The sequence below is a fragment of the Saezia sanguinis genome, from assembly GCF_963921665.1.
Classification (GTDB): Bacteria; Pseudomonadota; Gammaproteobacteria; order Burkholderiales; family Burkholderiaceae_C; genus Saezia; species Saezia sanguinis.
In genome coordinates this window covers 318,177-330,869 of sequence record NZ_CAWUGC010000012.1, presented here as the reverse complement: position 1 = coordinate 330,869, position 12,693 = coordinate 318,177, and the positions used below count along the sequence as shown (strand labels likewise).

At 52.5% G+C, this 12,693-nt stretch carries 9 protein-coding genes, 1 tRNA gene and 1 pseudogene; 5 read left to right on the top strand and 6 right to left on the bottom strand.

Going from position 1 to position 12,693, the window contains the following annotated elements; translation table 11 throughout:
* The first annotated feature begins 68 nt into the window (after positions 1-68).
* The 4 genes from mutL to AACY98_RS08215 all read left to right on the top strand — a co-directional run bounded on the left by mutL (position 69) and on the right by AACY98_RS08215 (position 5,799).
* Entirely contained in the window at positions 69-1,955 is a 1,887-nt protein-coding gene (gene mutL, locus AACY98_RS08230) for a DNA mismatch repair endonuclease MutL (RefSeq protein ID WP_339803874.1), read from the top strand.
* Positions 1,956-2,280: 325 nt separating this feature from the next.
* Positions 2,281-4,536 (top strand): RelA/SpoT family protein, encoded by a 2,256-nt coding sequence (locus AACY98_RS08225; protein WP_339803871.1) that lies wholly within the window; start codon positions 2,281-2,283, stop codon positions 4,534-4,536.
* A 127-nt stretch (positions 4,537-4,663) separates the two neighbouring features.
* A tRNA-Val gene (locus AACY98_RS08220) sits at positions 4,664-4,740 on the top strand.
* A gap of 507 nt (positions 4,741-5,247) precedes the next feature.
* A complete protein-coding gene (locus AACY98_RS08215) occupies positions 5,248-5,799 on the top strand; it encodes a dihydrofolate reductase (protein ID WP_339803868.1) in 552 nt (183 codons plus the stop codon).
* 40 nt (positions 5,800-5,839) lie between these two features.
* Here AACY98_RS08215 and AACY98_RS08210 read toward each other — a convergent pair whose 3' ends face one another.
* The 6 genes and pseudogenes from AACY98_RS08210 to AACY98_RS08185 all read right to left on the bottom strand — a co-directional run bounded on the left by AACY98_RS08210 (position 5,840) and on the right by AACY98_RS08185 (position 10,905).
* Positions 5,840-6,925 carry a glycosyltransferase family 4 protein gene (locus AACY98_RS08210; RefSeq protein WP_339803865.1) on the bottom strand — a complete coding sequence of 362 codons (1,086 nt, stop codon included), beginning with the start codon at positions 6,923-6,925 and terminating at the stop codon, positions 5,840-5,842.
* A complete protein-coding gene (locus AACY98_RS08205; RefSeq protein WP_339803862.1) occupies positions 6,906-8,018 on the bottom strand; it encodes a glycosyltransferase family 9 protein in 1,113 nt (370 codons plus the stop codon). The genes AACY98_RS08210 and AACY98_RS08205 overlap by 20 nt, the downstream gene beginning before the upstream one ends.
* Positions 8,019-8,042: 24 nt before the next feature.
* The gene (locus tag AACY98_RS08200; protein ID WP_339803860.1) at positions 8,043-8,828 is read right to left on the bottom strand and encodes an arginyltransferase; all 786 of its coding nucleotides are present in this window, start codon (positions 8,826-8,828) and stop codon (positions 8,043-8,045) included.
* Complete coding sequence (aat, locus tag AACY98_RS08195) at positions 8,825-9,595, bottom strand: leucyl/phenylalanyl-tRNA--protein transferase (RefSeq protein ID WP_339803857.1); 771 nt, start codon at positions 9,593-9,595, stop codon at positions 8,825-8,827. The genes AACY98_RS08200 and aat overlap by 4 nt, the downstream gene beginning before the upstream one ends.
* Positions 9,596-9,694: 99 nt before the next feature.
* Positions 9,695-10,312, bottom strand: a pseudogene (locus tag AACY98_RS08190) (glutathione S-transferase N-terminal domain-containing protein); the annotation flags it as partial.
* Positions 10,313-10,368: 56 nt separating this feature from the next.
* The gene (locus tag AACY98_RS08185; RefSeq protein ID WP_339803854.1) at positions 10,369-10,905 is read right to left on the bottom strand and encodes a DUF4124 domain-containing protein; all 537 of its coding nucleotides are present in this window, start codon (positions 10,903-10,905) and stop codon (positions 10,369-10,371) included.
* A 166-nt stretch (positions 10,906-11,071) separates the two neighbouring features.
* On the opposite strand from AACY98_RS08185, the gene guaB reads away from it, so the two are divergent.
* Positions 11,072-12,544: an IMP dehydrogenase gene (guaB, locus tag AACY98_RS08180; protein ID WP_126977626.1), complete on the top strand. Its 1,473-nt coding sequence runs from the start codon at positions 11,072-11,074 to the stop codon at positions 12,542-12,544.
* Positions 12,545-12,693 lie beyond the last annotated feature (149 nt).

The following is a 12,693-nucleotide window of genomic DNA, read 5'->3' as shown; positions in this document are numbered from 1 at the left end:
ATTTAGTGTGCTGTCACAGAACCGCAACATATTGATAATACACATTTTTCTCATAAATTCATCCGTCCATGACTACTGCTCAACGTTTACTCATTCAGGAACTTCCAGATGAACTGATCAGCCAGATTGCTGCTGGCGAAGTTGTGGAACGCCCTGCTTCCGTGGTACGTGAGTTGATTGACAATGCACTGGATGCAGGCGCGAGCCAGATCACTTTGCGCCTGACTGCTGGAGGTATCCGGCAGATTGTGCTGGAAGATGATGGTATCGGAATCATCGCCAGCGAGCTTCCGCTGGCATTGCAGCGCCATGCAACCAGTAAAATTCGCAGCCTGAATGACCTTGAGCACGTCAATACCATGGGATTTCGGGGTGAGGCACTGGCAGCGATTGCATCCGTGGCATCGGTGACCATCACCAGCCGCCCGGAACTGCAAGACCACGCCATGCGGCTTGATGCCCGTTCTGGCGAACTATCTCCGGCTGCGCGCTCCACTGGTACAAGCATTGAAGTTCATGAAGTGTTTTTCAACACCCCGGCGCGGCGTAAATTTTTAAAAAGTGAAACGACAGAGCTGGCGCACTGCATTGAAGCTGTACGGCGCCATGCGCTGGCCAGGCCTGACGTGAGTTTTACTGTATGGCATAACGGTAAACTGGCACAGCAATGGCGGGCCACACCAGGCCAGCTTTTTGCCGATGCCCAGCAACAGCGTATCCGCGATGTACTGGGAGAAGAGTTTATTTCCGGCAGCCGAAGCATTGGCCATAGTGATGATGCAGGAGAAACCATCGGCCCGATGCGCATCAGCGGCCGCATTGGCTTACCGGATGCAGCGCGTACACGGGCAGACATGCAGTTCTGTTATGTCAATGGCCGGTATGTGCGCGACAAGCTGATTTCACACGCGGTGCGTACCGCCTATGCCGATGTGCTGCATGGACATAAACAACCGGTTTACGTCCTGTTCATTGAAATTGATCCGGCGCTGGTCGATGTGAACGTGCACCCGACCAAAATTGAAGTCCGTTTCCGTGATTCAGGCAGCGTGCACCAAGCCATTGTGAAAACGCTGCAAAATGCATTGGCCGAGCACCGTCATGATGCGCCTGCCACGCTGAGTGCCGAAAAAACCACGGTACCAGGGACTGCTTACCCAGCCCCGCAACATCCATCGCCCAAACCATCAGGTTCCTGGCCTGCTCTGCATACACCTCCCAGGCAAGGCGGGCTGGGTCTGGGGAACCCGCTGCGTGTAGAAGAGATGAAAGCGCTATGGCAGGCCCCTGCTGAAACGGCACCTATGGCACCGAAAAGCGCCTTTTCAGAAAATCCGCAGGACACTTTTGCGGCGCCCGCTTCTCCCCAGGTATGGCCTTTAGGCAAAGCGCTGGCTCAACTGGCAGGTATTTATATACTGGCCGAAAATGATGAGGGCCTGGTCATTGTTGATATGCACGCAGCACACGAGCGTATTACCTATGAGAAGCTGAAAATGCAACTGGCTTCACGCCTGATCGAATCGCAGCCCTTGTTGATTCCTGCGACATTTTCCGCGACTGCCCTGGAAATAGCCGCAGTTGAAATGCACCATGCCACACTGCAAACACTGGGGCTTGAGATCTCTGTTTTGTCTGAAAAAGTCCTGGCCATCCGCAGTGTTCCCGCCGTACTCAAAGTTTCTGACCCGGTTGAGCTGGCACGCAGCGTACTGGCCGAACTGGTACAGCACGATACAACACATGTCATGGAACAGCTTCATAATGATGTGCTCTCAACCATGGCTTGCCATGGCTCCGTCAGGGCCAACCGGCAATTGACTCTGGAAGAAATGAATGCCCTGCTGCGGCAAATGGAGGAAACCGAACGTTCTGATCAATGCAACCATGGCCGCCCGACGTGGCGCCAGATCAGCGTGCGCGAATTGGATAACCTGTTCATGCGCGGCAGGTAAATGCCTTATTTCCTGTGAAACAGAAATTGCTCCTGTTCCATAACACCTGGAAACCCTTTCATGCAACATTGGTTTGGATGCAGAAATCACCATTTTGGCAAAATGCGTTTTGCAATGCATGGTGATTCCTGTGCAAGGCTGTTGGAAAAGGTAAAAAATGTTTTATCGTTTGAAATCATAAGCATATTTTTGCTATGCACAAACCTGTTGAACCATGCTCCTTTTAAAAACTTTGATAGCAAACAAGTCACCATAAGTGGTTATGGGATATAGTCAGGCTAAAAGAAATCTACATAATCTGTGAGTAGGTTGATATACAAGACAAATGAAGACAAATACCATTTCGAGTGATGCTGTCTCTCTCATTCAACTGAAAGATGGTGAAAATGTACGTGAAACACTTGCAGATGCCGTTGACAGGCCCGATGTCGCACGCGCACGTGCCTTTGTCGAGCCGCTGATCAACGGGTTTGCCCTGTCGACCGGTGAAGATACGCTGGCCCATGCCGATGCCGTGGTGCAGATACTCAAAGAACTGGACGGCAGCGAGTCGCTGCAAACCGCCGCTTACCTGGTATATGCCATAGAGCATATTCAACGCCCGAAAGAGGTGATTGAAAAAGCTTTCGGTTCTTCAATGGCCAACCTGGTCATTGACACACACCGCCTGATTCAGGTTCAGCATTCGGCACGTCAGAACGCCGTTGTGAATGACAATGACGCCATGGCGCAGACCGAGCGCGCACGCAAAATGCTGCTGGCTTTTTCGCGAGACCTGCGTGGTGTTATGCTGCGGCTGGCTTCACGCCTGCAGACAATGCGCTACTGCGCCACTCATCGCGTTGAGCTGCCCAAGAGCATGGCCGAAGAAACACTGAATGTGTTTGCCCCGCTGGCCAGCCGGCTGGGCATCTGGCAAATCAAATGGGAGCTGGAGGACCTGGCTTTCCGCTTCATTCAGCCTGAGACATACCAGCAAATTGCCAAACTGCTGGATGAGCCCCGCATTGAGCGGGAAAACTACATCACCCATGTTGAAAAATATCTGATTGACAGTTTGAAGGAACTGGGAATCGACGCCAAAGTCACCGGACGTCCCAAGCATATTTACAGCATCTGGAAAAAGATGCATGGAAAATCGCTGGATTTTGACCAGGTCTATGATCTGCGGGCATTCAGAATCATTGTGCCGTCCGTCCAGGATTGTTATACCGTACTGGCCTGGATCAATGCCCATTTTGAGCAGATTCCTTCCGAATTTGACGACTACATCGCCAAGCCCAAAGTGAACGGCTATCAGTCATTGCACACTGTGGTCAAAGATACTTCAGAAGCCGGGCGTGGCAAATGCCTTGAAATTCAAATCCGTACCCAGGATATGCACGACCGCGCTGAAAATGGCGTTGCAGCCCATTGGGCTTACAAGGAGGCTGGCTCCAAGGGTTATTCGGGTGTGGTGGCCAACTCGGACTATGATGCGCGCATTGCCATGCTGCGCCAGTTGCTGGCCTGGGAAAGAGATTTGTCCCACCATGCGACTGAAGAAGGTGCATCCCTTTTTGATGACCGCATCTATGTGCTCACCCCCATGGCAACATTCATTGAATTGCCCCAAGGGTCAACACCGCTGGACTTTGCCTATGCAGTACACACCGACCTGGGGCACAAATGCCGGGGTGCCAAGGTCGATGGCATGATGGTACCGCTGGATACACCGTTGCAAAACGGGCAGACGGTTGAAATTGTATCGGCAAAGGAAGGCGGCCCCTCACGCGACTGGCTTAACTCGGATGAGCATTATCTGGCCAGCCCGCGCGCCAAAGCCAAAGTGCGTGCCTGGTTTAATGCCCAGGTAACTCAGCAAACCATTGCCCGTGGCCGCGAGCAGGTTGAAAAACTGCTGCAACGCGAAGGAAAAACTGCACTCAAGCTGGACGATCTGGCCGCCAAACTCGGTTTTAAAAATGCCGACAGCCTGTTTGAAGTCATTGGCAAAGATGAGTATTCACTGCGCAATATTGAGCAGATTTTTAAACCTGCAGTACAGGAATCACCGCAGGAAGCCCTGTTATCCGCTTCGCGCAAACCCCAGCCGGCATCCTCTCATAAAGGGGGCGTTCTGGTCGTCGGGATGGATTCCCTGCTGACCCAATTGGCCAAATGCTGCAAGCCGGCCCCGCCTGACGCCATTGTGGGGTATGTGACCCGTGGAAAAGGCGTCTCGATACACCGGTCTGACTGCACCAACATCAAAGAGCTCGAACAACGGGAACCTGAACGCGTGATTGAAGTTCAATGGGAAGCGCCGCAGGCCTCAGAAAATGGGCATTTACCTGTGTATCCAGTGGATATTGAAGTCTGGGCAGTTGACCGGCAAGGTTTGCTGCGCGATATATCGGAGGTGCTCAGTAAAGAGCACATCAACGTCATTGGTGTGAACACCCAGTCGCTGCGGCATCGCCTGCACGGTGACAGCGCATGGATGACATTCACCGTTGAAGTGGCTGATACAGAGCGTTTGAAACGCGCGCTCAACCAGGTTTCAGCGGTATCCGGGGTCAGGTCTGCCAACCGGCGCTAGGCTTTGACCACATCAGCGCTGGCGTAAAGAACTCGCGCGCATTAAAGAGAATTTGCCCGTCGCATCGCGAAAGACACTTGCACGAAAGAAAAAATATCGCATATAATGCTTTTCTTTACGGAAATATAGGCGCGTAGCTCAGTTGGTTAGAGCATCACCTTGACATGGTGGGGGTCGTTGGTTCGAATCCAATCGCGCCTACCAGCTTCCAAACACAGGAGCTGGTTTTTCGTTTCACTTTAAGCCTGCATTCGCAGGCTTTTTGTTTGCCCGCCGTCAAATAAACTTTTTGTCGCAGTTTTCAAACCTGCGAGCATGTGCCCATCGGTCAATAACCTTCATTTTGCTACGGTAAGCAGCGCAGAAAAGTATGGGCAGTGCAGCAATGATTTCAGGCTTTAAGTTATTGAATTCAAATAAAGTTTAACTTTTTATCTCTGACCGGACACGCAAACCGTTCCAAGACAAGAAGAAGCCCATTGAATCAGATAGAATGAACATCCGCTGTCAGCAATTCTGACCTGTCATTTTTTTGTACACTGAATTGGCATTGGCGCTTCGGGCTATGTGTATGTATGTGAAAATTTGCAAAAGGGACTGGCTATGTACATAACTCCCTCAACGATTGATTCGCACAATAGCATCGCCTGATATGCAACACAGATAATCCCTTGAAAATACACTGTGTTGCCCATTGAAAGGAATACCTCCATGTCTGAACCACGCATCAACCTCATTTATGCCTGTTCACGCAATGGCGTCATCGGACGTGACAACGCCCTGCCCTGGCACCTCCCGGAGGATATGGCTCATTTCAGAGAATGCACCACAGGAGCGCCTGTCATCATGGGGCGCAAAACCTGGGAATCTCTACCGGCAAAATTCCGTCCTTTACCTGGCCGCACCAATATCATCGTGACACGTTATGAACAATGGGAAGCTGAGGGCGCATTGCGCGCTGCCAGCATTGAAGATGCGCTGACACTGGTGCCCGAAGCGCATGACGTCTGGGTCATAGGGGGCGCACAGATTTATGAACTGTCGCTACCCTTGGCAAGCCGCGTGTTTGTGACAGAAATTGACGAAACGTACGAAGGTGACGCTTACGCGCCTGAACTCGCACCGGATCAATGGCAGGAGACCTCTTCTTCTGACGAACTCAAGTCAGCCAACGGACTGAAATACCGCTTCGTTATTTACGAACGGACAGCTCCTGCTCCACAGCAAGCAGAAGACGAGCCGCAGGAAAATCCCGCCGATTAAACAATTTTGGGCGTACTTTCACTTTTCACACCATGACTGCTCAGCCACGGTTCAGGATCTGTCGGTAAACATTCAAATTTCCCTGAACCATGGCACTGACTGAAAACTCGGCCAATACCCTGGCCCGGCCGGCCTGCCCGTATTGATGCCTGAGCGCCGGGTTGGCAAGTAATTCAATAATAGCCGCAGTCAATGCAGGAATATCTCCCGGAGGTATTAAAATACCGGTTTTCTTGTCGGCGACGGCTTCCGGCAACCCTCCTGCTGCGCTGGCAATCACCGGTACCGCGGCGGCGGCGGCCTGCAACAGGGAAACACCCAGGCCTTCCATATCTGCCGGATGCACCAGCAAGTCCAGCCCTCCCAGCCACTGCGGCAAATCGGTTCGAAAACCCGCCAGGTGCACCTGTGCAGTCAACCCCTGCTGCTCAATTAACTGCAACAACTCATCATGAAGCGGCCCTTTGCCAAAAAACAGCACCTGAACATTTGGAAAACGCGCCAAAATGGCAGGCATGGCTTCAAGCAGATAGCGGTGTCCCTTGCGTTCAATCAACTGCGCTACCACGCCAATCACCAATGAATCCTGTGGAATGTCGAACTCTTTGGCAAAAGCATCCCGCTCCACTGCATGCAGGTAAGGTGCAGCATCAACTGCGCTACGTACGCAGGTGACATGCTCAGCTTCTATACCCTCAGAAAGCAGCACCTGCCGTATGCCTTCCGAAATAGCAATCACATGGTCATAAAGCCGGTATTTACACTGCGCCCACCACGCGTTTTCAGGGTTGTCCACCCGGCGGGATAACACACTGGGTACCTGCATTTTGAGTGCCGCAACGCCTCCCCACAGATCAGCACCTCGGCGGCTGTGCAAATGCACTAAATCCGGATGCGTTTGCCTGATCACGTTTTTTAAACGCCGAACCAAACCAATATCCACATCACCCTTCATCGAAATCTCATGCACTTGCGCCACATGTCGCGCCGCCTGCGCTATATCAGAGCCTGGCGGACATGCCAGTACATTGCTGATACCCAACTGCTGAAGCCCTTCCATGATGTAGAGCACCTGCCTAGCGCCGCCGTATAAAAAACGCCCTGCTTCAACGTGGAGAATTTTCATGTTCATTCCATAACGGTGTATGACGGATAACCTGTTCAACTTCCCACAGCACCATTTCAGCAGAAATATCCCGCATGCAGGTGTAGGCGCCATTGCATGTAGGCCTGCGTTTACAGGGAGAGCATGACAGCCCCAGCCAGATGACGTGCGCATTGTCGCGGCAGGTGTTGCGGTAAGGGCGTGTGGAACCAAACAGAATCACTGCCGGTGTATTAAAAGCAATGGCCATATGCGTTACGCCGGTATCCACCCCCACCAGCAGGCCTGCCGACTGTACCAGCGCGGCAGTTTCTGTGATGCTGGTTTTTCCGGCCAGGCTGATAGTGCCTGGTGTCTGACTGATCAGGCGCTCCGCAGCCTCCTGGTTATCCGGGCCTCCTAATATCACGGATGTAATACCATGCTGCTGTTTCAACAGCATAATCAACTCCTGCCAGGCATCTTCAAACCAATGCTTTTGAGGACGCGTCGTGAAAGGTGCCATGACCGCATATTTACCTGGTTCCAGCCCATATGCATGCAACAGCTCCTGCGCACGCTGTTGCGCAGCCTGCGGTAAATAAAGTTCAGGAATAAAGTCTTTTGTATCCAGCCCCAGTTGCTGGGCGGCATACAGATATTCGGAACTGATGCGCTCAATATCCCCGCCTTTAGGAATCACTTCCGTCATCAGGTACTGGCTGCCTTCAATGGAGCCCAGGCCAATGCGGCGCGGTGCTCTGGTCATCCACGCCAGCACACCGCTTTTGAGCAGGCTCTGCAAATCAATCACCCAGTTGAACCGGTGTGATTTCAGCATTTTGCCAAATGCACGGACCGTTTTAAACAACGTACCATAGCGACGTTGCTTCCATAAGGTCTGCCACTCTTTTTTAGGCCACAGAATCAATTCATCAATATGAGGGTTGGCGCGCAGCAGTTCATCGATCCCTGGCTCCACCAGCCAGGCAATGTGCGCCTGCGGATAGGTACGCCGCAACGCAGCAGCAAATGGCGAGGCGAATACGATATCACCAATGGCTGATGAGCGGATAACCAGAATCTTGGAAGGAGCAGTGGAAAAATCAGCCGTCACAATTTGAACTTCAAACACAGACAGTATGCATTGTACCGTGACCTACCGATGTACACCTTCTGCCTGACTGTTACCGGGCGTTTCACGGCAAAAACGCTGCCAGCCCTGTAGACTCAGGGCTTCAAACGGTTCAAAATTCACTTTATATGCCATTTTGGGGCTGCCGTGAATCCAATACCCAAGATACACATGCGAGAGCGACAACCGCTTGGCATACTCTATCTGCCACAAAACGCCATAAGTGCCGTAACCCGCCTGCGGCTGATCAGGATCGTAAAACGTATATACCGCAGACAACCCATCGTCCAGCACATCAATGATGGACACCATGCGCAATATGCCAGACTGGGCAGAATCCCCGGCCGGCTCCCTGTATTCAATCAGGTAGCTTGATACAGGGCTGCGCAATAAAAACTGCTGATACTGCTCGCAACTGTCTTCATCCATTCCGCCACCGGGATGGCGCTTTTGCTGGTAACGCTGGTACAGGTTGTAATGTTCCTCGGAATAATGCAAATTCAGCGTCCGGACCTGCAGGTGCCCAAGCTTTTGCATTGTACGTCTCTGGCTGCGGCTGGGACAAAAATGCGTGACAGGGATACGCAATGACACACATGCCTGACAGTTTTCGCAATGTGGGCGGTAAACAAACATACCGCTGCGTCTGAACCCCTGCCGGATCAGCCGGGAATAGACCGGTGTATTGACCAGGTGTGCCGGAACCGCCACCTGGGAACAGGCGATCTGCTTGTCCAGATAACTGCACGGATAAGGCGCCGTTGTATAAAACTGCAGCCGAAACAGGTGTGGCTCTTGCGCAAAACTCATGGCAACAGTGTATGCCAGATTGCGCCATCGCACACACCAGAACCCCATGGCGCACAGGGTTGCTGCTGTGCCTGTTTCATCTCCTGTACAAACTGTGCCCTGGGTATACTCCCACCCCCCAAAGAGGCCAAATGCGCCGTTTTTTGCTGGCAGTCAATCAGTCTGATCCCATGGAAGCGGGCGTAAGCAATCAGGCCGCATAACGCCAGTTTGGAAGCATCCGTCTGGTGTGCAAACATTGATTCTCCATAAAACATCCCCCCCAGCGCCACACCGTAGAGCCCGCCGGCCAATGTGCCATTTATCCAGGTTTCGAAACTGTGCGCATATCCATGCTCATGAAAACGGGTATAAGCATCAATGATATCGGGCACAATCCAGGTACCATCCTGCCCCGGACGTTCAACGCTTGCACATGCCGTCATCACTTTGCGAAATGCAGTGTTCATGCGGATTTCACATCCCTCTGTATGCAAAAATCGTCTCAATGTTTTGCGCAGCGAGCGGGAAAGCTTGAATTGCCCTGGATACAGCACCATGCGCGGATCAGGAGACCACCAGAGAATCGGATCCTCTGCAGAAAACCAGGGGAAAATGCCTTCCGCATATGCCAGCTTCAGGCGCTCCAGGCTTAAGTCCCCACCCCAGGCCAATAACCCTGGGGCCGGAGAATCATGGGGCCAGGCCCGTTCCACAGGCGGAAACGTCATTGGCCGCAGTCCGCTGCTGACTGCATACAAAGGTGGTATTACAGCGGAGCCAGCCATGATGTTGTCATTTCATATGAAAATCCATGGGCTTTCACAAACGCATCAAACCCGTATTCAGCCAAAAACCAGGGGCATCTGCAACAAAAATTACAAATTGGCAAGCACCTGAACACCGCGTTGTACTGCCGGGCGGGCGCCAATCGTGTCATACCAGTTTTTCACATACGGGTACTTGCTCCAGTCAACGCCCTGCTTTTCCCATGAGCGCAGCCAAGGAAAGATGGCAATATCGGCAATGGAGTATTGCGCCCCGGCCATATAAGCGCATGTCATCAGGCGTTTATCCATGACACGATAAAGCCGCTTGGCCTCCTGCGTGTAACGCTCGATGGCATAGGGTACTTTTTCCGGCGCAAAAACCCGAAAATGGTGAGCCTGCCCAAGCATCGGGCCGACACTGGCCATCTGAAACATCAGCCATTCCAGCACGGAAGTACGTCCACGAACATCTTTCGGCAGGAACTTGCCGGTTTTTTCTGCCAGATAAATCAGAATGGCGCCCGATTCAAACACCGATATGGGCTTTCCATCCGGGCCATCCTGATCCACAATGGCCGGAATTTTATTGTTGGGGCTGATTGCCAAAAAATCCGGTTTGAACTGCTCATCTTTACGGATATCTACCGGGAGCACCTTGTAGGGCAACCCACACTCTTCCAACATGATATGAATCTTGTGTCCATTTGGCGTAGGCCAGGTGTATACATCTATCATGAGCAGTCCTTTGCAGTTTCCAAGAGGAATTTAATTATGCAATGAATGTAATGCCCTTAATTGCAGTATTCATTGACCCTGTTCTGGGCATCCTGGCGCTTGGCGGCAATCTGAGCTTCATCCAGATACACATATTCGCCCTTTTCATTGGTCTCGCGGATGCGCATGCCAGTGGACAATGTATCAAGCGATTGGCGGGCAGCAGCACAGGCACGAGCTTTCTCAGCGGCATTGGCCTGATCAATGAGAGCCTGGCGCTCAGCGTTCTGGCGCTCTTGCTCCTGCAAACGCTCTTCCAGACGGCGCGTTTGATCATCCACTTCCGGTTGAGCAGGCTGTGGCGTGGTTGCAGCAGGCAAAGGCTTCGGAGCGTTGGAAGGCCTGGTCAGGATATTCTGGGCCGGAGTAGACGCCGGTGGTGGCGCATCGGTATATTGTGTGACACCATTGGAATCAATCCATTTCCACTGCGCAAATGTTGCAGCACTGAACGACAGCGCCACAGCACCAATAAGCGAAGCCCATACGCGGTGGTTTGTGCGTGATTTACTGCTACTGAACATATCAAAAGCCCCCTGTTTTATCTTGTTCACCAATGACGCCATTTTAGAGAGAATATACCATTATGTCTTGTTTTAGAGCGAAAACGCTTATACCCCAAGCCCCAATGACATTCCCAGGTGCTCGACAGATAATCACAGACAGTACAAAATAATACAATTTTTCGCTATAATCTTATTTTGCACAGGAGCTAGTTACATGCGCCTCCAAGGTTTAGCGCTTACCTTCGATGATGTATTGTTGGTACCAGCATATTCTGAAGTTCTTCCCAAAGACACGGTCCTCACCACCCAGCTCACCCGCCAAATTCAACTGAACCTGCCACTGGTTTCTGCAGCCATGGACACGGTCACTGAAGCCCGTCTGGCCATTGCCATGGCACAGGAAGGCGGCATCGGGATTATCCATAAAAACCTCACAGCCCAGGAACAGGCCAGAGAGGTTGCCAAAGTCAAACGTTATGAGTCAGGTGTTCTGACCGACCCTGTCACCATTACGCCACAGCATACAGTGCGGCAAGTGATGGAGCTGTCTGACGAAACCAATATATCCGGTTTTCCCGTCTGCGAAAACGGCAAAGTGGTCGGCATTGTCACCGGGCGTGACCTGCGGTTCGAAAACCGCTATGACCTGCCCGTCAGCCAGATTATGACCCCCAGGGAAAAGCTCATTACCGTCCCGGAAGGCACCTCGCTGCAAGACGCCAAGGCCATGCTCAACAAGCACCGGCTCGAGCGGCTGCTGGTCGTAAATGACAAATTTGAACTTAAAGGCGTCATTACCGTAAAAGACATCACCAAACAGACCTCATTCCCGCAAGCTGCCCGCGATAGCCATGGCAAGCTGCGTGTGGGGGCTGCCGTTGGTGTAGCCGCCGGCACTGAAGAACGTGTGGAAGCGCTGGTTACTGCCGGTGTGGACGTGCTGGTGGTTGATACCGCACACGGGCACAGCAAAGGCGTGCTGGACCGTGTCAAATGGGTAAAAAAGAACTATCCCCAGGTACAGGTCATTGGCGGCAACATCGCCACAGGTGACGCCGCTTTGGCACTGGTTGATGCTGGTGCCGATGGTGTCAAAGTCGGGATTGGTCCTGGCTCCATCTGTACCACCCGTGTGGTTGCCGGAGTTGGCGTACCGCAAATCACCGCCATCTCCAACGTGGCCAAAGCCCTGCAAGGCACTGGCGTGCCATTGGTTGCAGACGGTGGCGTGCGCTACTCAGGCGATATTGCCAAGGCCATTGCGGCTGGTGCCTCTACCGTCATGATGGGCGGTATCTTTGCAGGTACTGAAGAAGCCCCCGGCGAAGTGGTACTGTTCCAGGGCCGCAGCTACAAGAGCTACCGCGGCATGGGTTCCATTGGTGCCATGAAGGCCGGCAGCGCAGACCGCTACTTCCAGGAATCCAGCGCCAACAGCCCGGACGCCGATAAACTGGTGCCCGAAGGCATCGAAGGCCGCGTACCCTACAAAGGGTCTGTGGTCCAGATCGTTTATCAGATGGCTGGTGGTTTGCGTGCATCCATGGGATATTGTGGCTGCAAGTCCATTGAAGAAATGGGCAATAAGGCTGAGTTTGTTCAGATCACTTCCGCCGGTATCCGCGAAAGCCATGTGCACGACGTGCAGATCACCAAGGAAGCGCCCAACTACAACCAGTCAGCCTAGGCTGGCTGAATGCCGCCGTGTTGCCATGTACGCTTGGTGATGTTGCTGGTCTGATCACAGCGTATCTGCGGCACGGCCGTATAATGCCACTGTTTGTGCTTTGCAGGCAGTGGTTTTTTATATTGCTTTGACATTCACCTTTCGAACCT

Excerpts from the sequence above, each read along its gene's own strand:
- mutL (WP_339803874.1), top strand. The coding sequence starts at position 69 with ATGACTACTGCTCAACGTTTACTCATTCAGGAACTTCCAGATGAACTG.
- AACY98_RS08225 (WP_339803871.1), top strand. The coding sequence starts at position 2,281 with ATGAAGACAAATACCATTTCGAGTGATGCTGTCTCTCTCATTCAACTG.
- AACY98_RS08215 (WP_339803868.1), top strand. The coding sequence starts at position 5,248 with ATGTCTGAACCACGCATCAACCTCATTTATGCCTGTTCACGCAATGGC.
- AACY98_RS08210 (WP_339803865.1), bottom strand. The coding sequence starts at position 6,925 with ATGAAAATTCTCCACGTTGAAGCAGGGCGTTTTTTATACGGCGGCGCT.
- AACY98_RS08200 (WP_339803860.1), bottom strand. The coding sequence starts at position 8,828 with ATGAGTTTTGCGCAAGAGCCACACCTGTTTCGGCTGCAGTTTTATACA.
- aat (WP_339803857.1), bottom strand. The coding sequence starts at position 9,595 with ATGGCTGGCTCCGCTGTAATACCACCTTTGTATGCAGTCAGCAGCGGA.
- guaB (WP_126977626.1), top strand. The coding sequence starts at position 11,072 with ATGCGCCTCCAAGGTTTAGCGCTTACCTTCGATGATGTATTGTTGGTA.